This window comes from uncultured Thiothrix sp., assembly GCF_937873765.1.
GTDB lineage: Bacteria > Pseudomonadota > Gammaproteobacteria > Thiotrichales > Thiotrichaceae > Thiolinea.
In genome coordinates, this window is sequence record NZ_CALMZC010000058.1 from 24868 (window position 1) to 45110 (window position 20243).

Sequence of the window (20243 nt, forward strand, 5' to 3'; positions counted from 1 at the left end):
AGATTGATTAAAAATTAATCAATTTATTTTTAATCATAAAATCAAATACTTATAAATATTCTTGTTCGATAATATTGGCTAGAGCTTTGATGTTAAAGAGCTTGACAAGTGGATAGTTTCTTCATAGTAGGGTGTGGAAAACTTTTAAAAAAGTACTTGCAATTTACTAGAACTGCTGTTCTAAGCTAGCAATCACTTGTAAGCAATCACCCATTTTTATTAAAGAAGGTACATGTCGAGCCATTATAATGCCACCACGTGGTGCATAATAAGACTGAGGTTTTTGATCCGTGCGCTCTATTACGTGAATGCGCGCAATTAATTGGTCAACCTCTACCTTTTCTCCTAAAGACACACAAGGTTCTAATAAACCCTGATGCTCAGAAAATACATAACTATTTTGATTCATCACTAAATGTTGGCTAGCGTTTGGTTGCGGAAGGGCTGATTGCCTGAGAATGCCTGTATGGATTAAGAAGTTTTCTACTCCTTGTTTGGCGATAGCAATTGAATAGGGATTAGTTGTACCGCCCCCACCTAATTCAGTAGAGACAAATACTTTTCCCATCGATTCAACTTGATGGTCATACATGCCACGCGTATCCTCTAACAACTTCAAGGCATAAGGTGCGCCAAAAGCTAGCATGGCGGCTTCACATTTAGCTTGCTGTTGTTTATCGGCTAATTCATGGCAAGTGGCAAAAGGTAAAAAGTCGAGTGTTTTGCCCCCTGAATGAATATCGAGCACATAATCCGCCATCGGTAATAAAATCCGACTGAAGTAATCTGCTAAAACCTGAGTGACTGAGCCATCGACTTTACCCGGAAAAATCCGATTCATATTTAACTGATCGAGTGGTGAAATGCGCGTGCCCGCTTGAAAAGCAGGATAATTCATCGCTGGAATAATAATAACTCGACCCTGAAAGCTAGCTAAATCAGTACGTTGTGTAAAATTATATAAAGCAATAGGGCCTTCATATTCATCCCCATGATTCGCACCAGTCATTAAAGCAGTGGGACCTGAGCCATGTTTAAACTGCACAATAGGGATTAGAAGTGCTCCCCAAGCAGAGTCATTACGTGAATAAGGTAAGCGCAGAAAACCGTGCTGAATGCCCTCTTTAGCAAAATCAATGCTGCTTTTAATGGGGTGATCAAGATTACTCATTTATTTTACTAATAATTGCCGTGGTACATTCGCCAAACATCGACCGCCTTGCTCAGTCACGGTAATGCTTTCAGTCATTTCAAAGCCCCAATCGTCAAACCACATGCCTGGCATAAAATGGAAACACATGCCTGCTTGTAAAACAGTTTGATCATTTGTGCGTAAGCTCATCGTGCGTTCACCCCAATCCGGTGGATAACTCATGCCGATTGAATAGCCACAGCGATTGTTTTTATCATAACCGTGCTTTTGTAAATGTGTAAAAAAGATTTGTGCTAGCTCACCACAGGTATTACCCGGCTTAAACAGTGGCAGAAGTAGCTCAATACTATCGCCGATGACTTTTTCAATATCGCGGTATTTAGCGGGTGGCTCGCCAAAATAAAGCGTGCGCGAAATCGGACAATGATAGCGATTATGTGCACCGGCTAATTCTAGGAACATACCATTGTCTTGCTCGAGGTGAGTGCCATCCCAAGTTAAATGGCAAGCAGACGCCTCTTCACCCATGCCCATCAGCGGCACAATCGCAGTGTAATCGCCATAATATTCTGGGGTTCCCCAAGTGCCTGCATGCAAAATCTCTGCAGCTAGCTCATTTTTACGCATACCCGACTCTGCGACTTGCATAATCCGCTGGTAAACTTGTTCAATCACTTGCCCCGCACGCTGCATATAAATGATTTCTTGTGGCGATTTAATGGCGCGCTGCCAATTAACTAAGCTGGTTGCATCTTGGAATTGAGCATCAGGCAGTGAGTGTGTAAGAGCTTCCATCGCACGTGCTGAGAAATAGTAATTATCCTTCTCGACACCGATTTTTCCTGTATGTAACTGACGTTGCTTAAGTATGTCGGCTAGGTATTCCATCGGATGAATATCCGGCGACTGTACATAATGATCAGGGTAAGGAATCACTTCACTCTGCGGCAGATCAGTCGTTAGATAGGCTGTTGGCGCATCAATCCCGCGCCCAAACCAAAACAGCTCACCATGACTGCCAATCACTACACATTGGTGTACGTAAAACGACCAGCCATCAAAACCAGTGAGCCAGCACATATTGGAAGGGTCAGAGACAATCAGCAAATCAAACCCTTGTTGTTCCATGGCAGAGCGGGTTTTGTTTTGGCGAGCTGCGTATTCATCCTTCTCAAAGCGACGGCGGCTTTCTTTCATGATGTGATCCATGTTGTATACATATAATATTTTTAACGGATTAAATTCTAGTTTTCAAGTCTATTTTTCCATGTTATTAATATATTTGTATACAATTTAAGAGTGATCAATTTTATGACTGAAATGCCCAGTACCACTTCTGAAGCAGAGCAGCGCTTTCAATGGATTTACCAGTCACTACGCTCGCGGATTATCTTGCTTGACTATGAGCCGGGTACACGCCTGTCAGAAGAGCAACTGGCCAAAGAGTTCAAAGTAAGCCGCACACCGATTCGACGTGTGTTAAATCGGTTAGAAGTAGAGGGTTTGTTAGAAATTCGCCACGGTGCGGGTAACTTTGTCACTGAATTGAGCATGCCGGAATTATTGGAAGTGTTTGAGTTACGTATGGAGTTGGTGCGCTTAATGGATGTACTGGCACCAAAAGCTGCGACGGAAGGTTTGATTCAGCGTTTACATAACTTACAAACCGCTTGCTTAAGTATTGCTAATGATTCTAACCCGAAGCGACGCTTTGCAGAGGTGAATGTCGAAGTATTCTTAAGTTTTATGGATTTGGTGGGGAATCAAGCGCTACGTGAAGTCCAAGAACAGTTATTTTACCGTACCGCACGCATGTGGCCGTATTGGTTGGATGAGAAAAATGTCCGCCATGAAGCGGAGTTCTTACATGCTGAAATCAGCGAAGCCTTGCGCTTATTAGCAAACAATCATTACCCCTCATTTGGGCATCTTTATCGTTGCCATTTAGCGATGGCTTGCCAGCGGCTCGCAACAATGCAAACCACAGGAGTTTAATTATGGATCAACAGCTACACGCCGAACTGTCGGCTTTAGATCGCGCTTATACAATGCATCCGTCCACACATTTAGCGCAATTTGCGCGTGGGGAAGCACCGAATCGGATTATGGTCGGTGGGCAGGGCGTATATGTGGAAGATAATACCGGCAAGTGTAGTCTCGATGGTTTTGCGGGTCTCTACTGTGTGAATATTGGCTATGGTCGCCAAGAGGTGGCTGAAGCAATTGCCCACCAAGCCCAACAACTCGCTTATTACCATGCTTATGTCGGCCATTCGCACGAACCACTGATTCGCTTATCCGAGCGCATTGTGCGCCAAGCAGGGATGGGTATGCAGCGGGTCTATTATGGCTTGTCCGGTTCGGATGCGAATGAAACTAATATCAAACTGGTTTGGTATTACAATAATATCCTCGGTCGCCCACAGAAGAAAAAGATTATTTCCCGCCAGCGCGGTTATCATGGTTCTGGCTTAATGACCGGTAGTTTAACGGGCTTGCCAGTGTTTCATAATGCCTTTGATTTGCCTTTAGATCGAGTGTTGCACACGATTTGCCCACATTATTATTGGAATGCGCAAGAGGGTGAAACTGAAGAGGAGTTTTCGGAGCGCTGTGCAGCCGATTTGGAGCGCTTAATTCTTGCTGAAGGTGCAGAAACGATAGCGGCATTTATTGCCGAGCCTGTGATGGGCACAGGTGGCATTATTCCACCTCCTAAAGGTTACTGGGAAGCGATTCAGCCGATCTTACAGAAGTATGAGGTGCTGTTGATTGCAGATGAGGTCGTGACCGCTTTTGGGCGCACTGGACGCTATTTCGGCTCACATACTTATAATATCCAACCCGATTTAATCACCATTGCTAAGGGGCTAACTTCTGCGTATCTACCACTGTCTGGAGTGATTGTTGGTGAAAAAGTTTGGAAGGTGTTGGAGCAGGGCACTGATCAACTCGGTGCTTTAGGGCATGGCTGGACGTATTCAGCGCATCCGGTTTGCGTCGCGGCGGCGCATGCGAATTTAGATATTGTTGAGCGCGAGGATTTAACGGGTAATGCACGTGAGGTCGGTGCTTATTTGCAAGCCCAGCTACGCGAGCAGTTTGCTGATCATCCTTTAGTGGGGGACGTGCGTGGTGTGGGTTTATTAGCGGCTTTGGAGTTTGTGGCTGATAAGAAAGCTAAACAGCGCTTTGCTACTACTCAGGGCATTGGTGCGAAAGTATCAGCCGCCTGTTTGCAAGAGGGCTTAATTGCTCGTGCTATGCCGCATGGAGATATTTTGGGTTTAGCCCCGCCTTTGATTATCACCCGTGATGAAGTGGATTTAGTCGTGAGCATGGTCAAACGTGCAGTGGATCAGGTGTATAGCAGTTTATGAACTTTAAGTCTCATTTGCAGATTGCCTAGCAGAATTGCTTAATTCTAAGGCACTCCATTATTTAACGAATACGCAGACAAGCTAGGCCTGTCTTGCGCTTCAGGCTATAGTGACTGCCGTTTCTATCTAATCTTCTAGGATTTTGGCATGAGTACGGCAACTGATATTTCCCCTATCCAACAACTATTAAACATCATGGCGCAATTACGTGACCCAGAGCTTGGCTGCTCTTGGGATCGTAAGCAGACTTGGCAAAGTTTGCTGCCCTATACCTTAGAAGAAACTTATGAAGTAGTCGATGCAGTGGATCGCAATGATGCACCAGCAGTCTGTGATGAGCTGGGTGATTTGCTGCTACAAGTTGTATTCATGGCACAAATTGCCGAAGAGCAGGGCTTGTTTAATTTTAATGATATCGCGCGCGGAATTAGCGAAAAGCTCATTCGTCGTCATCCGCATGTATTTGATAGCACGGTGTATGCATCTGAAGCCGAGCAAAAGCAGGCTTGGGAAGCGATTAAGCAAGCTGAGCGTGCAGAAAAAGAGCAAAAAGGTTTGTTTGCGGGCATTCCAGCCGCAATGCCCGCTTTACGCCGCGCGCAAAAAGTACAGAAGCGGGCGGCGCAAGTCGGATTTGATTGGGCGAATTGGCAGCAAGTGGTGCCGAAAGTGCATGAAGAGTTGGATGAGGTTGCAGAAGCCGTCGCTAATAACGAATCATTCACTCGCATTGAAGAAGAGATGGGCGATGTACTGCTAGCTGCAAGTAATATGGCGCGTATGCTTGGTGTAGATGCAGAGAATGCACTGCGCTTATCGAGTCGTAAATTCGAGAAACGCTTTGAGCGAGTAGAAGAGTTACTAGCCCAAGATCAGCTTAGTTTAGAAGCAGCCTCCTTGGCACAAATGGATGCGGCTTGGGAGACTGCTAAGCTCGAAGAAAAAACTAAAACTTAAGAGAAAATCACCGAACGCATTGAAATCGCACTACCTGCATAAGCACTGTTAAAGAAGCGTACTTGATCATCCTCATGTTTCGCACCCAGCGCATAGAATAAAGGCCATAAGTGGTCAACCGTTGGGTGTGCGAGCTTAATGAGCTTATCTTTATCCGCAAATTGAATCAGTGCTTGATCATCATGTTTTTGCAGCAGTTGCGCGATTTTTTGATCGACCGCTTGATTCCATTCATAAGGTTTGCCAGAAGCAAGACGCTCTGCTTCTAAATTATGCACAATATTCCCGCTACCTATAATCAGCACACCACGTTCCCGTAGTGCTGCAAGTTGTTTACCCAAAGCATAGTGATAAGCAGCAGGTTTGAAATAGTCAATGCTGATTTGGAACACGGGAATATTTGCTTGTGGAAACATCGGTAACAGTACACTCCAAGTGCCATGATCATAGCCTTGGCGCATATCAAAAGCCGTTTTAATTTGCGTGCCGTTCGCTAACGGTTTTTTAAGTAATTCAGCAGTTAACTTAGCCGCTGGTGGCGAGCCATTTGCAGGATATTGTTGTGCAAATAACTCCTCAGGGAAGCCGCCAAAATCATGAATGGTTGCAGGTTTGCTGGTCGCCATAATCGCGGTATGGCCATCACTTAACCAATGCGCCGATACCATCAAAATCGCGCTAGGCTTGGGTAATTCTTTGCCAATTTTTTGCCAACTCTGCCGGAACGCATTATCTTCAATCGCATTCATCGGGCTGCCATGACCGACAAAGAGCACTGGCATTTTGGGTGTTGGTGGTAGGTCTTTTAGATCGGCTGGTGTGCCTAAAGCGTGTGCAAGCATGGGGTTAAGGCTTAAAGCTACTAAACTGGAGGCGCGAAGAAAGTCACGGCGTTGCATAGCGAATCGTCCTAGCTGATTTTATGAGTCGTCGATCAACTATGCCGTAAATGCCTAGGTAGAACTAGGTGTGAAAAGTTAACAGAGTGTTAGCGTAAGGCTAAATTTTCAGAAGGCTGTACAGTTAAGCTCATCACCGACCGCAATTTGTAACGATCTCCCGGATGCGTCAGTACTGCAAAGCTAATCAAACGCTCACCTGACCAAGTACGCCGACTGACTTGCAGACAAGGTAAATGTGCGTCCAGTTTCAAATAATCTTTGGCATGCTGACTGGGTAAAACGGCTTCGACAATATGCTCCATTGAGCTTAATGCATAGTGTTCGGATAAATATTGATTCGGGGTTTTTTGGGTAAAATCTTGCTGTAGATAGTGAGGTAAAACACTCGCGGCTAAATAACGCTCTTCGAGTTGAATCGGTAATTGATTCTCCAAATGCACAATCAGCGAATGAAATACGCGGCTATGCAACGGAATACCCAATTGCATCGCCACAAATTCGGACGCTGCTTGCTCATTCAAGGCTAAGACTTGGCTGGTATATTGATGACCGCGCTCCCGCACTTCTTCGGCGATATTGCGTACTTCTGCCAAAGGTGATTCGGCTTTCGGTGGAGTAACAAAAGTCCCAAGTCCCGGGTAGCGGATTAACCAACCCTCTTGCACCAAATCACGCAAAGCCTTATTCACGGTCATGCGGCTCACACTAAATTGCTCGACTAATTCAGCTTCAGTAGGGATTTTATCGCCCGCTGCATACTGCTGATTACGAATAGCGTCGCTAATGAATTGCTTGATTTGTTGGTAACGGGGTCGATGGTTCACCCAAAACTCCTGAGAATAATTCTGAGTGATCATCTTAGCAGTTTTATGTACTGGGCAGTAACTCAGGCGGCATATAATGCCTCAAAGCCCCACTACTAACCCATTGCTTGGCGCGTTCAATATCGGGCGCGAAGTAGCGATCCTTATCATAAAATGCTACTCGCTCGCGTAACTCTGCTTTCGCTGCTTCCAAACGCTCAGTCGTTTTTAAGGGTGCACGAAAATCCAAGCCTTGTGCTGCAGAAAGCAGTTCAATCGCCACAATCCCACACGTATTATCCGCCATTTCTAGTAAGCGCCGTGCGGCAAAGGTTGCCATCGACACATGGTCTTCCTGATTCGCAGAAGTGGGCATACTGTCCACTGAAGCGGGATGAGCAAAGGTTTTATTCTCGGAAGCTAAAGCGGCTGCGGTCACTTGCGCAATCATAAAGCCGGAATTTACCCCACCATTGTTCACCAAAAACGGTGGCAATTTACTCAAGCTTGAATCAATCAATAAAGCCATGCGCCGCTCCGAAAGTGCACCAATCTCAGCAATCGCTAAGGCTAAATTATCTGCTGCGAATGCAATGGGTTCGGCATGGAAATTACCGCCGGAGATAAATTCATTTTCCTCTGCAAACACTAAAGGATTATCCGAAACCGCATTGGCTTCAGTAAGGATGACCTCGGCTGCTTGGCGAATTTGCTGCAAACACGCACCCATCACTTGCGGCTGACAACGTAGCGAATAAGGATCTTGTACCTTGCCACAGTTTTGATGTGAACTGCCTAGTTCTGAACCAGTACCCAATAAATGTCGATAGGTTGCCGCTACATCGATTTGGGTTTGATGACCACGCACGGCATGTACACGTGCATCAAAGGGCTTGCGGCTACCGAGTGCTGCTTCGACGGAAAACGCCCCTGCAACCGTTGCTGCTGCGAATAAGTCTTCCGCCGCAAATAAGCCTTGCAAGGCAAAAGCGGTAGAAGCTTGGGTGCCATTTAACAGGGCTAAACCTTCTTTGGGTGCAAGGGTAAGCGGGCTTAATTCCGCCTGCTTTAAGCCTTCGGAAGCGTGCAGTCGTTTGCCATCAATCATGACTTCGCCTTCACCTAAGAGCACCGTACTCATATGGGCTAACGGGGCTAAATCCCCTGATGCTCCCACTGAACCCTTTTGTGGTACACAAGGATAGACTTGCTTATTGAGCAATTGCATCAAAGACTCAATCACTGCGTAGCGAATGCCTGAAAAGCCGCGCGCGAGGGAATTGATTTTTAATACTATCATCAAGCGCACGGTGGCTTCTTCCATGAGCGCTCCCGTACCTGCTGCATGCGAAAGCACAATACTACGTTGCAGCAGCTCTAAATCATGTGGCTCAATGCAGGTATTGGCGAGCAGACCAAAGCCGGTATTAATTCCATACACCACACGATTTTCGGTAATGACTTTGGCAACCGCTGCCGCACTGGCCTCGATTGCCGCACGGCAACTTGGATCAAGACTTACGTGAACGGGTTGTAAGGCGATTTGGCGTAGCTCGGCGAGGGTCAACTCCCCCGGCTTAATGACTAATTCAAACATCTTAAGCCCCCGACATGGGTAAATCTAAGCCATGCTCACGTGCACAAGTTTGTGCAAGCTCATAACCTGCATCTGCATGGCGCATCACCCCGGTAGCTGGATCATTGCGTAAGACGCGCGCTAAACGCTTAGTGGCTGCCTCGGTACCATCGGCAACAATTACCACACCTGCATGTTGGCTAAAGCCCATCCCTACACCCCCACCATGATGCAGGGAGACCCAAGTTGCGCCGCCTGCAGTATTCAACAGGGCATTCAATAAAGGCCAATCCGACACCGCATCTGAGCCATCTCGCATACTTTCGGTTTCACGATTGGGGCTAGCCACCGAACCCGAGTCTAAATGATCGCGTCCGATGACAATGGGTGCTTTCAATTCACCCGATTTGACCATCTCATTAAAGGCTAAACCTAAGCGCGCTCGATCTTTTAAACCCACCCAACAAATACGCGCGGGTAACCCTTGGAAGGCAATGCGTTCACGCGCCATATCCAGCCACTGATGCAAATGAGCATCGTCTGGAATCAGTTCTTTGACCTTCTGGTCAGTTTTATAAATATCTTCGGGATCACCCGACAAAGCAGCCCAACGGAAGGGACCAATACCTTGACAGAACAGGGGGCGAATATAAGCAGGTACGAAACCGGGGAAATCAAAAGCGTTTTCTACGCCTTTTTCCAAAGCCATCTGCCGAATATTATTGCCATAATCAGTAGTAGGAGCGCCGCGTTCTTGTAGGGTCAACATGGCACGTACTTGAATCGCCATCGACTCTTTCGCTGCATGCACGACCGCATTTGGATCGGTTTCGCGCCTAGCTTTAGCTTGCTCCAAAGTCCAATCTTTGGGTAAATAACCATTTAAAGGATCGTGCGCACTCGTTTGATCAGTGACGACATCCGGCAAAATATTCCGGGCGACAATTTCGGGGTAAATATCCGCGCAATTACCTAAGAGACCTACTGAAATTGCTTGGCCTTCGGCCTTAGCCGTGGCAATCATGTCTAAAGCCTCATCAAGGCTAGAAGCTTTTTTATCCACATAACGGGTGCGTAGACGAAAGTCGATGCGCGTTTCATCACATTCGACCGCGATACAAGAAAACCCTGCCATCGTTGCCGCTAAAGGTTGAGCACCACCCATGCCGCCTAAGCCGCCGGTGAGAATCCAACGTCCTCTAGTATCGCCGTGATAATGCTGCTTCGCCATCGCTACGAAGGTTTCATAAGTACCTTGCACAATGCCCTGCGAACCAATGTAAATCCATGAGCCAGCGGTCATTTGTCCATACATCATTAGACCTTGCTTATCCAGTTCATTGAAGTGCTCCCAAGTCGCCCAATGGGGTACGAGATTAGAGTTGGCTAATAACACCCGCGGTGCATCCGCATGGGTTTGGAAGACACCGACGGGTTTTCCGGATTGAATTAATAAGGTTTGGTCGTCTTCAAGGCGTTTGAGTACTTCGATAATTTTGTCATAGCAAGCCCAATCGCGTGCCGCTCGCCCAATGCCACCGTAGACTACTAAGTCTTCAGGGCGCTCCGCGACATCGGGGTGCAGGTTATTCATTAACATGCGCATCGGGGCTTCGGTGAGCCAAGATTTACAGCTTAGGGTTGTACCCGTGGGGGCGATAATGCGACGGTATGCGTCATGACGCTTATTCATGCTGTCCTCCAGTGATGCTATAAAACAGTCGTGCAGCGACACGGGCTGTCTGTAAATCTTGATCGTAGTTAGGGTTATATTCTGCAATATCGGCGAGGCGCAATTTTTGGCTGGCGCGAATCAATTCAATGACAGGCTCTAACACTTCTAAATTCACCCCTCGTGCGGCTGGTGCGCTCACACCGGGGGCGACACCTGCCGGCAAAACATCCAAATCAATCGTGAGATAAAGGTGATCACAGCCTGCGATGAAGTTTTTCACTTGTAATAAGGTGTCGGCTGAATCCAGCAAGCTCATCTGCTTATCCAAGCGATAAGACACTTGCCAATTCTGAGCGCGTTGGAATAAAGCTTGAGTATTTGCCATTTCACTCACACCCAAACAGCAATACTGAAACGGCCAGCCCCGCTTCTTGCAGCTTTGCGCAATTTGATAAAAGGGTGTCCCTGAGTTGCAGCCATTCGCATCCGTGCGAAGATCAAAATGTGCATCGAAATTGATGATACCGATCTTGGGGGCTGGTGTACGAGCTAAGTGATTGGCTAAACCCAACCAAGACCCATAAGCTACTTCATGTCCACCCCCGAGGGTAATCGGGAAATGATTTTGTTCAAGTAGCTGAGTAATTTGGTTAGCAAGATTGATCTGTGCGCTTTCCAAATCGCCTTCTAAACAACACACATTACCTGCATCATAAACTACTTGCTTGATACTCCATGGAATACCCGCCAAGAGTTTGCGAATTTGGTTCGGCGCTTGGGCTGCACCGACCCTTCCTTGATTACGGCGCACGCCTTCATCCGAGCAAAAGCCAACAATTGCTAAACCGCTGGAGTTCGCCCTAGCAAGCGGTTTGATCAACTGATGCAATCGCTGGGAGAGTTCAGGAATTTCACCCTGATCAATTCGCCCTGTCCAAATACCCTTAAAATCAAACTCAGACATAGGTAATCTCTCCTGCAAATACACGCTGTTTAATCGGATTAATCCCCACTTGATAAGCTAGTTCGGCGGGATGTTGGATATCCCAAACGATAAAATCTGCTGCAAAACCATTGCGTAATTGCCCGATTTGGTTTTGCAGACCTAAGGCTTGTGCTGCATGGCGAGTCACACCCATTAAGGCTTCCTCTGGTGTTAAGCGAAATAAAGTACAAGCCATGTTCATCGCCAAACGAATTGAAGCCAAAGGCGCCGTACCGGGATTAAAGTCCGTTGCTACCGCCATCGGCACTTGATAGCGACGTAATAGCTCAATCGGTGGAACTTTAGTTTCGCGTAGGAAATAAAATGCAGTGGGCAATAGGGTTGCAACCGTGCCAGACTCCGCCATTGCCGCGACACCGGTTTCATCCAACCATTCCAAATGATCGGCTGACCATGCGTGATAGCGTACCGCTAAAGTAGCTGCCTGTTGATTACTCAGTTGTTCGGCGTGGACATGAATGCCTAAACTGTGGGCTTGTGCTGTCTGCAAAATACGCTCGGTTTGTGTAGGGTTAAAGGCAAAATGCTCACAAAATACATCGACTGCATCGGCTAGATGTTCTGCCACAGCCGCAGGAAGCAGTTCTGCACAAATCCAATCCACATACGCATCAGCACGATGTTTGTATTCTGGAGGTAAAGCATGTGCACCTAATAAGGTGGTGGATACGCGTACTGGAAAACGCTTGGCTAATTCACGTGCTGCCTGCAGCATTTTGAGTTCAGTGCCTAAATCCAAACCATAGCCAGATTTTATTTCAATAGTGGTGATACCTTCGGTAATCAGTGCTTTTAAGCGTGGAACTGCTAATTCAATCAACTGCTCAACACTGGTATTGCGGGTCGCTCGAACCGTAGAAAGGATACCACCACCTTGTTGGGCGATTTGTTCGTAACTTGTACCTAATAAGCGCTGTTCAAATTCTTGGGCACGGTTGCCTGCATGGATGAGGTGAGTGTGGCAGTCAATTAGACCGGGGGTGAGGAGAGCACCTTGGACGTCGAGGATTTGAGAGTGCGTTAACTGTGAAGATTCTTGTTCAAAGGTCGCCATCGGTGCAATGCAATGAATTACACCTTGGCTAACGCCTAAAGCTTGGTTAGGTAATAATCCATAGGCTAGCGTTGAGATGGGGTCAAAGCTTGCCAGTTGAACGTTAATCCAAATTTTCTCACAGAGTTGAAACACAACTCCTCCTCAGGTATTTGTATATATATGTATATACGTTAACAGCCTGAAAGCAAAAGTCAAGTTACTATCTTGTTTAATAGACTTGAGGATTTTCCTCTATTAATTCCGCTTATCTGAAAAAACAAAACCCCCGGCTAGCGGGGGCAGAGGTTGCAGGTTTACACCTGTATAATTATTCTTATTGTAGTTCTGATCGAAGTTCTCAGGACACTCTGTTTTAAATCCCCCCTGCGCTGTTAACACAGGGGGTATCAGGAGTCGAGGCATGGCAGGCTACTTATTTTTATTATGTATTAAGCCTAACTCGCTACCTCTTAGGGCTTGCTGTTGAACTTCTAACTTCTCCTAAAGTCCCCCCCACTTACGCAGGGGGTATCAGGAGTCGAGGTCTTACAGGCAACTTATTTTTGTTGTTGTTTTATGCCTGCTTTCTACCTCTTGGGGCTTGTTGTCTTTATTCCGTTAACCCTTTCTTTTTTTATTCTCGTCCCTTGTGATCTGTATACTGCAACGGCTGTGCCAACTTGATTGGTAGCGACTTAACTACATGATCTGTAAGGTGTTCAAAGAAATTAAGTTTATTTAATCGACAAAGCTAATCAGTATGAAACTGTCAAGAAGTGACAGAACTGACAGTAGCAATTGACACAAAACAGCCAGAAGTCGGCTTTGTGTCACTGATTGTCAGATTATGAGCGGTAGAAAGGAGCGTTAGCTGAGGCTAGAGCGTAAAGCTTGGCGAATCATTTCTTCAACATTGAGATTTTGATTTTCTAAAGGCGCAATCATTTTGCTGGCTTGAGCAGGTTTATAGCCTAAAGCTAATAACGCATTGAGCGCCTCTTCAACAGGGGAAATAATTGTGAAAGGAGTGTTTGACTGTTTATGGTTGCCTATAAGTGGCTGGCTAGTATCGACTCTTGGTAAGCGATCACGCATTTCGATAATTAAGCGCTCAGCGGTTTTTTTACCTACGCCCGGAATGCGACTCAGGGCATTGGCATCGGCTGCATGAATTAGTTGGGCAAATTCAGTGGGAGTCATACCTGAAACGATGGCTAGAGCCATCTTTGGGCCTATGCCTGTGACCTTCAGAAGATGACGGAAGAGGGCGCGTTCATCTTGTGAGCTAAAGCCAAATAAGGTTTGAGCATCTTCGCGCACGACGAAATGCGTATAAATTGTCACTTCAGTTTGCTGATCAAGCGGCAGATTATAGAAGGTATTCATGGAAGCTTGTAGCTCATAGCCTACACCATGCACTTCAAGTAAAAGTTCGGGAGGCTGCTTATAAATAACTTTGCCGCGCAATAAGCCGATCATGGTCTTTCCTTTGAATGAAGCGAATCTTTAGCGGATCAGGCGCACCGCTTGAGCAATGCGATTATTTAAATGACTGGTATGAGCATGGCACAAGGCGACAGCTAAGGCATCCGCAGTGTCCGCTTGTAATTGGCCTTGGAGATTGAGTAAGACTTTTACCATATGCTGCACTTGCGCCTTATCTGCAGCGCCTTTACCGACGGTTGCTTGTTTAACTTGCTTGGCGCTGTATTCATGCACGGGCAACAGCAAAGTCACCCCCGCACAAATCGCTGCACCCCGTGCTTGGCCTAATTTTAATGCGCCACCGGCATTAGTGGCCACGAACACATCTTCCACACTCATTTCATCAGGATGCCAAGCGCGAATGATTTGTGAGATTTCAGCAAAAATAATCCCCAAACGTTCAGGTAAAGGACGATCACCTAAGCGGATACAGGTACTATAGATATGCTTGATTTTTTGTCCATCGGTCTCAATGACACCGATTCCGGTAATCCGAGAACCGGGGTCAATACCGATGATGCGCCGAGTCATCTTAATTTTCGCTTATTCAGCCGTTAAAGCGGTCATTACAGATTCTGAAATATCTGCATTGGAATAGACCTCTTGAACATCATCTAAGTCCTCTAAGAGATCAATCATTTTTAACAGCTTCTCGGCGACTTCTAAATCAGTAATTTCAGTCAAATTATCCGCCCGCATAGTGACTTCAGAGCTATCAGGAGTAAAGCCTGCTTCTACTAAAGCTGTTTGCACGGCTGCGAAATCTTCTGGAGTAGTGATAACTTCAATAGTGCCATCATCTTCAGTGACGACATCACTCGCACCGGCTTCTAGAGCAGCTTCCATCAGGGCATCTTCATTCACACCCGCAGCGAAACTCATCACGCCTAGGTTTTTGAACATATAAGCCACTGAACCATTCGTACCTAAGTTACCGCCATTCTTACTAAAGGCATGTCGCACTTCAGCAACCGTGCGATTGAGGTTATCGGTTGAAGTTTCCACTAAAACCGCAATCCCACCAGGGCCATAACCTTCATAAGTGACATCGGTATAATTGTCTGCACCTAATTCACCAGCCCCGCGTTTGCAGGCTTTTTCAATCGTATCTTTCGGCATATTTGCGCCGAGTGCTTTGGCAACCGCTAAACGTAAACGTGGATAAGCATTCGGATCAGCGGTTTTGCCTTCACGGGCGGCAACGGTGATTTCCCGAATCAGTTTCGTCCAAACTTTGCCACGTTTTTTATCCACTGCGGCTTTCTGGTGTTTAATATTTGCCCACTTACTATGGCCAGCCATAACTCAATCTCATCTACTAACTTCAAAAAATGGCAGGTAGTCTATCACAGCCTATTTATGCTTGGGCGGGTTTCAAATCTCGACCATCACAAAATCGGCTTTAGTGACCCCACATTCTGGGCAAACCCAATCATTAGGTACATCATCCCAGCGCGTACCAGGAACGATACCTTCATCAGGTAAACCCAGTTCTTCATCATACATAAAGCCACAGACAAGGCACATCCAAGCTTTCATCTAATCTACTCCAAGCAAATTACAATCAGGTATCTGGCTGGTGATTATCAGAAATGAACCTGAATAATTCAAATAAAGCTGGTGGGCAAAGTAAGAAGTAACTGGGGAAGAAAGGAGCAGTAGAAGACAGATCCACTCAAACGAGTCTAAGTAGAGGAGGAGTTACTTAAACTCGCTGAGCTGGAGGAAAATACTTAAACTTAAGCAACATGACGCTGTTCATCGTCGATGCCTTTACGGCCATGGCGAACAGCATATTCGATTTCACTACGTACTAAACCCATATCGCTTAAATCACGGTCACTTAAGGAATGCAGGTCACGGATTGCTTGACGAATTTCAGAGCCGCTATGTTCGCTGTCATTAGCGGCAGCTTCTGGGTGCACTAAACTACTAAAAAAATTAAATAAACTTTTCATTTTATCTCCGCTAAAAGTTATTTTGTTTTGACCAGTGTAGCTTAAGAATTTTGTTGCATTGCAGCAAGCAAGGCTTTTTCAAGGGGAGGGTGAGATAAGTTAACCTTACAATGCATTTAAGTCGGGAACTTTTAGCGCTTTTGCTAACACCAAGCTTTCTTGGTTTTCAGGTATACTCGCCGCCATTTATAGAGCTAACCTAATATTTAAGCAGCATGATTGTTTTTTCTGAACTCTCTTTACGTCGTGGCCCCAAGGCTTTACTCGAAAGTACTTCTTTTAGCATTCACCCGGGACAAAAAGTCGGTTTGACCGGTGCTAATGGTGTAGGCAAGTCGAGCTTATTCGCTCTGATTCGCGGTGAACTGGGGCAAGACAGTGGTGTTTTTTCCATGCCCCCCGCTTGGGTGTTAGCGCATGTCAAGCAAGAAACCCCTTCTAGTACGCAAACCGCCTTAGAGTATGCCCTGCAAGGCGACGCGGAATATGTGAACTTACAAGTTCAGATCGCAGAGGCAGAGGGCGCACGCTTAGGTGAACTACATGCGCGCTTAGATGCCATTGATGGTTACACGGCTGAAAGTCGTGCGGCGACCTTGCTACATGGTTTAGGGTTTAAACCTGAAGAGATGCAGCGTCCGGTTTCGAGTTTTTCCGGTGGTTGGCGGATGCGTTTGAATCTGGCACAGGCTTTAATGTGTCGTTCCGATTTATTGCTGCTTGATGAGCCGACTAATCATCTGGATTTGGATGCGGTGATTTGGCTGCAAGATTGGTTAAAAAGCTATCGTGGCACTTTGTTACTGATTTCGCATGACCGTGAGTTTCTGGATGCGATTTGTACGCAAATTGCGCATATTGAACAAGCACGTTTGACTTTATACGGCGGTAATTATTCGACTTTTGAAATTACCCGTGCAGAAAAGCTTGCTCAGCAACAATCTGCTTATGAAAAGCAAAAGCGTGAACGTGAGCATATGCAGCGCTATGTCGATCGTTTCCGTGCCCAAGCCACCAAAGCTCGTCAAGCTCAAAGCCGCTTAAAAGCCCTTGAGCGTATGGAGGTGATTGCTCCAGCGCATGTGGATTCACCCTTCAGTTTTAGCTTTCGTGACCCTGAAAAAATGCCAGATCGTTTACTCAATCTGAGTGGGGTGAGCGTCGGCTACGGTGATAAAACCATTATTGCCCATGTGCGCTTACAGATTTTACCCGGTGAACGCATTGGTTTGATTGGCCCGAACGGTGCGGGCAAATCCACTTTAATTAAATTCCTTGCGGGTCAATTACCCGCTCAAGCAGGTGAATGCTGGCAAGCACAAGATTTAAAAGTGGGTTATTTTGCTCAGCATCAATTAGAGCAGCTCAAAATTGATCAATCACCTTTACAGCATTTGCGTGCCTTAGATAAGCAAGCACGTGAACAGGATTTGCGCAATTATCTCGGTGGCTTTGCCTTTCATGGCGAACGAGTGGATGAAGCGGTTGAGCCGTTTTCGGGTGGGGAAAAAGCGCGTCTCGCTTTAGCTTTATTGATTTATCAGCGTCCTAACTTGCTGTTGCTTGACGAACCTACCAACCATCTTGATTTAGACATGCGCCTAGCCCTAAGCATGGCTTTGCAGGAGTTTAATGGCGCGATGGTGATTGTTTCGCATGATCGCCACATGTTGAAAACCGTCACTGATCAACTCATCTTAGTCGATAGTGGTAAGGCGACTGAGTTTGATGGTGATTTAGACGATTATGCAACATGGCTACAAAACCGCTTTCGCGACGAAGAAGCAGCTAGTAAACCGGCTGCAACCACTACGACAGCCCATAGTGCGGCTGGACGCAAAGATCAACGTCGTGAGTCAGCAGAAAAGCGTAAGCAACTGCAGCCACTCAAGCGTAAAGTCGATCAACTTGAGCAAGAAATGAATAAGCTCCATCAGCAGAAAGTCAAATTGGAAGCCGTTTTAGCTGCTCCTGAAAGCTACACTGACACGAATAAAGCCAATTTAAAGCAATGGCTACTGGATAAAAGTGCCTTGGAAGAACGTTTAGAAACCGTTGAGCTGGAATGGATGACCTTAAGCGAGGAGTATGAAACCGCTTTAGCGGAGTAGTGGTTATGCTTACAGGGTCGCGTGAGTGTAAGCAGGCTGCTGATGAACAACCCCTACAAGACCCCACAGGCTATCCTTCAGGATTTAAGCTATCAACCTTTACCCCCGGCCTTAAAGACTTTGTATTGGCTAATGGGTTTGGCTTTTAGCTGTTCATTTATTTCTACCACGATAGGTTTTGTCAATGTCGTCAAAGCCGCTTCGTGGATTTTCCTTTTACCTTGGACGCAGCAATTGATGCTGTTAGGCTTAGCCGGTTCTGGGTATGCCTTATTATTCGCTTTCTATTACTTTTTAGTGTTTCGACCTTTGCAATTACGTAGGCGCACGACTAGCCGCTGGTGGTTGATTGCAGTTTTGATTTTAGCGCTTTTGTGGTTATGGTTTGTGCTACTGCCTGATGATAATCCGCAGGTAGTAAGCTCTATGGTTGATGTAAGCTTAGCCGCTGCAGAAATTGGTTTATTGATACTCGGTGGTTTATTAGCAGCTCGACCGGCTGCTTTAGAGCATTTAACGAACTAGTGATGTCGTGTACTTGAGTAATGGGCTATGCTTGATTAATCACTTAGCATAATTGATCAGCATGAATAGTCTCTATGAACCCCCGCGCTCTAAAGTTAAAGACTTAAATTACCGGCCATTGCCCTATTCTTTAAAACTACTGTACGGATTGATGAGCTTAGCTGTGCTATATTCCGTCTTGTTTACAACAATTAGCTTTATTGTAACCCTACAAAAAGAGCCTTGGATTCTAAGCTTATCGTGGGATGGTCTGTTCCTTTTTATAATAGCTCTTCTTGCATCTTATAGTTTCATTTTTGTTTTTTACTATTTTTTAGTATTTCGTCCTTTATATAAGCGCCGACGATCAACATACAAATGGTGGTTAAGTGCACTGTTAATCTTGTTAGGGCTTTGGATAGTTGTTTTATTATTCACTGCTGGGGTTAGTTCTGAAAAAGGCTTATTAATACAAAAGATATTAAGTGGTTTAGAGCCGATATTTTTAGGCTTAGGCGTTATTCTTGCTGCTCGCCCGACTACTTTAGCGAATTTACCGAATTAAACCGCTGCCCATAATTCATATTGTTCAGATGAGAGCTTGAGCAGTGCGCATAACGCTTGTAAACGCGCTAAATCTTTGGGTTTGCGCGTTAAATCGGTGGGTGCTTCTGGGACTTGACAATTAATCGTGGTGAGTTGTCGAGCTAAGCGAATGGTATCCTGATGTTGAGTGACGAGCTGCTGCAAACGCTTTGCACCTAAAACTTGCATACTGCCAATTTGCTCAAGATTTGCCAGCATATTATCCAAAGAACCGAAGCGCTTCAGCAGCTTAGCCGCAGTTGACATACCCACTCCCGGCACACCCGGAATATTATCGGCTTTGTCGCCAGCAATCGCGAGTTGGTCAGCAATTTGCTCAGGCCAAACTCCAAAGCTATCTTTGACCCCACCCGCATGCAGAGCACCACGCCGGTTATAATCCCACCAAATATCTTCCGCTTTTAGTAATTGTGCGAGATCTTTATCACCACTAACAATGATGATTTGTCGGTGTGGATTGCGGTTTTGTGCTGCCCAAGTGCCGATTAGATCATCGGCCTCATGCGTGGTGCTTGCTGCTTGCGTAATGCCTAAGGCATCTAAAAAATCACGGCAACACTGAAATTGATATTTCAATTCATCAGGTGCTGAGCTGCGGTTGGCCTTGTATTCTGGGTAAATCGTTTTACGCTCTGAGCTTTGCAGGCTAGTGTCAAAAGCGAACCCAATCTGCTGTGGTTTTTGTTCATGCAATAGGTGATATACAAAACGCAAAAAGCCATGTACTGCATTGACAGGATTACCAGCCTTATCCTTAGGAAAGGGGTTACGGATAAACCAAGCACGGAAAACAAAAATACTCGCATCAATGAGCCAAATGCGCTCGAGTGAAACCTGTAAAGAGTTGGGCATACTGAGGTATAGTTTATAAAAGCTTAAGCATAGCAAACCACCGTAAACATACGGTGGTTTAATGAAAGAAATCCTTTACCTTAAAAGCCTTGGCTTGGGAGCATCCGCTGTTGGTATGAGGCTGAAACGTTTTTTTATAATTCCGGTAAAGGATTCGGGCATTTTCCGGTTGTTGAACTTCACTTGAACTAGCTAGTCCTTTAGGTTCAAGCCTCGTTCATCATCTGTTCAGTATTGTA

20 protein-coding genes are annotated in these 20243 nt (G+C 45.9%); 6 read left to right on the plus strand and 14 right to left on the minus strand.

Annotated features, from left to right (window positions below):
• Positions 1-166: 166 nt before the first annotated feature.
• Together doeB and Q0307_RS17210 are read right to left on the minus strand one after the other, a co-directional pair.
• Positions 167-1171: a N(2)-acetyl-L-2,4-diaminobutanoate deacetylase DoeB gene (gene doeB, locus Q0307_RS17205; protein WP_298662302.1), complete on the minus strand. Its 1005-nt coding sequence runs from the start codon at positions 1169-1171 to the stop codon at positions 167-169.
• Positions 1172-2350 (minus strand): M24 family metallopeptidase, encoded by a 1179-nt coding sequence (locus tag Q0307_RS17210; protein ID WP_298662304.1) that lies wholly within the window; start codon positions 2348-2350, stop codon positions 1172-1174.
• 114 nt (positions 2351-2464) lie between these two features.
• On the opposite strand from Q0307_RS17210, the gene Q0307_RS17215 reads away from it, so the two are divergent.
• The 3 genes from Q0307_RS17215 (at position 2465) to mazG (ending at position 5490) form a co-directional block, all read left to right on the plus strand.
• Positions 2465-3148 carry a GntR family transcriptional regulator gene (locus tag Q0307_RS17215; protein ID WP_298662307.1) on the plus strand — a complete coding sequence of 228 codons (684 nt, stop codon included), beginning with the start codon at positions 2465-2467 and terminating at the stop codon, positions 3146-3148.
• Between the two features lie 2 nt (positions 3149-3150).
• A complete protein-coding gene (locus Q0307_RS17220) occupies positions 3151-4533 on the plus strand; it encodes an aminotransferase (protein ID WP_298662308.1) in 1383 nt (460 codons plus the stop codon).
• 147 nt (positions 4534-4680) lie between these two features.
• Positions 4681-5490: a nucleoside triphosphate pyrophosphohydrolase gene (mazG, locus tag Q0307_RS17225; protein ID WP_298662310.1), complete on the plus strand. Its 810-nt coding sequence runs from the start codon at positions 4681-4683 to the stop codon at positions 5488-5490.
• On the opposite strand, the gene ygiD is transcribed toward mazG, so the two are convergent.
• From ygiD to Q0307_RS17280, 11 genes are all read right to left on the minus strand, one after another.
• Positions 5487-6389 carry a 4,5-DOPA dioxygenase extradiol gene (gene ygiD / locus Q0307_RS17230; protein WP_298662312.1) on the minus strand — a complete coding sequence of 301 codons (903 nt, stop codon included), beginning with the start codon at positions 6387-6389 and terminating at the stop codon, positions 5487-5489. The genes mazG and ygiD overlap by 4 nt on opposite strands.
• Before the next feature lie 89 nt (positions 6390-6478).
• The gene (hutC, locus tag Q0307_RS17235) at positions 6479-7216 is read right to left on the minus strand and encodes a histidine utilization repressor (RefSeq protein WP_298662314.1); all 738 of its coding nucleotides are present in this window, start codon (positions 7214-7216) and stop codon (positions 6479-6481) included.
• A gap of 43 nt (positions 7217-7259) precedes the next feature.
• Positions 7260-8792, minus strand: a complete 1533-nt coding sequence (gene hutH, locus Q0307_RS17240; RefSeq protein WP_298662316.1) for a histidine ammonia-lyase — start codon at positions 8790-8792, stop codon at positions 7260-7262.
• A 1-nt stretch (position 8793) separates the two neighbouring features.
• Positions 8794-10464, minus strand: coding sequence for a urocanate hydratase (gene hutU / locus Q0307_RS17245; RefSeq protein ID WP_298662318.1), 1671 nt, complete (start codon positions 10462-10464; stop codon positions 8794-8796).
• Entirely contained in the window at positions 10457-11410 is a 954-nt protein-coding gene (gene hutG, locus Q0307_RS17250; RefSeq protein WP_298662320.1) for a formimidoylglutamase, read from the minus strand. The genes hutU and hutG overlap by 8 nt, the downstream gene beginning before the upstream one ends.
• Positions 11403-12641, minus strand: a complete 1239-nt coding sequence (gene hutI / locus Q0307_RS17255; protein WP_298662322.1) for an imidazolonepropionase — start codon at positions 12639-12641, stop codon at positions 11403-11405. The genes hutG and hutI overlap by 8 nt, the downstream gene beginning before the upstream one ends.
• A gap of 714 nt (positions 12642-13355) precedes the next feature.
• A complete protein-coding gene (gene ruvA / locus Q0307_RS17260) occupies positions 13356-13967 on the minus strand; it encodes a Holliday junction branch migration protein RuvA (protein ID WP_298662324.1) in 612 nt (203 codons plus the stop codon).
• A gap of 27 nt (positions 13968-13994) precedes the next feature.
• Complete coding sequence (ruvC, locus tag Q0307_RS17265; protein ID WP_298662326.1) at positions 13995-14504, minus strand: crossover junction endodeoxyribonuclease RuvC; 510 nt, start codon at positions 14502-14504, stop codon at positions 13995-13997.
• A gap of 12 nt (positions 14505-14516) precedes the next feature.
• Positions 14517-15275, minus strand: a complete 759-nt coding sequence (locus Q0307_RS17270) for a YebC/PmpR family DNA-binding transcriptional regulator (RefSeq protein WP_298662328.1) — start codon at positions 15273-15275, stop codon at positions 14517-14519.
• A gap of 72 nt (positions 15276-15347) precedes the next feature.
• On the minus strand, positions 15348-15512 hold the full coding sequence (locus tag Q0307_RS17275; protein WP_298662330.1) for a rubredoxin: 165 nt from the start codon (positions 15510-15512) through the stop codon (positions 15348-15350).
• 200 nt (positions 15513-15712) lie between these two features.
• Positions 15713-15931, minus strand: coding sequence for a DUF1127 domain-containing protein (locus tag Q0307_RS17280; protein ID WP_298662331.1), 219 nt, complete (start codon positions 15929-15931; stop codon positions 15713-15715).
• A gap of 215 nt (positions 15932-16146) precedes the next feature.
• On the opposite strand from Q0307_RS17280, the gene Q0307_RS17285 reads away from it, so the two are divergent.
• From Q0307_RS17285 to Q0307_RS17295, 3 genes are all read left to right on the plus strand, one after another.
• Positions 16147-18042 (plus strand): ATP-binding cassette domain-containing protein, encoded by a 1896-nt coding sequence (locus Q0307_RS17285; protein WP_298662332.1) that lies wholly within the window; start codon positions 16147-16149, stop codon positions 18040-18042.
• Positions 18043-18084: 42 nt separating this feature from the next.
• Positions 18085-18567: a hypothetical protein gene (locus Q0307_RS17290; protein WP_298662334.1), complete on the plus strand. Its 483-nt coding sequence runs from the start codon at positions 18085-18087 to the stop codon at positions 18565-18567.
• Between the two features lie 61 nt (positions 18568-18628).
• Positions 18629-19111 (plus strand): hypothetical protein, encoded by a 483-nt coding sequence (locus Q0307_RS17295; protein WP_298662335.1) that lies wholly within the window; start codon positions 18629-18631, stop codon positions 19109-19111.
• On the opposite strand, the gene Q0307_RS17300 is transcribed toward Q0307_RS17295, so the two are convergent.
• Positions 19108-20004, minus strand: coding sequence for a 5'-3' exonuclease H3TH domain-containing protein (locus Q0307_RS17300; RefSeq protein ID WP_298662337.1), 897 nt, complete (start codon positions 20002-20004; stop codon positions 19108-19110). The two genes, Q0307_RS17295 and Q0307_RS17300, sit on opposite strands and share 4 nt — an antisense overlap.
• Positions 20005-20243 lie beyond the last annotated feature (239 nt).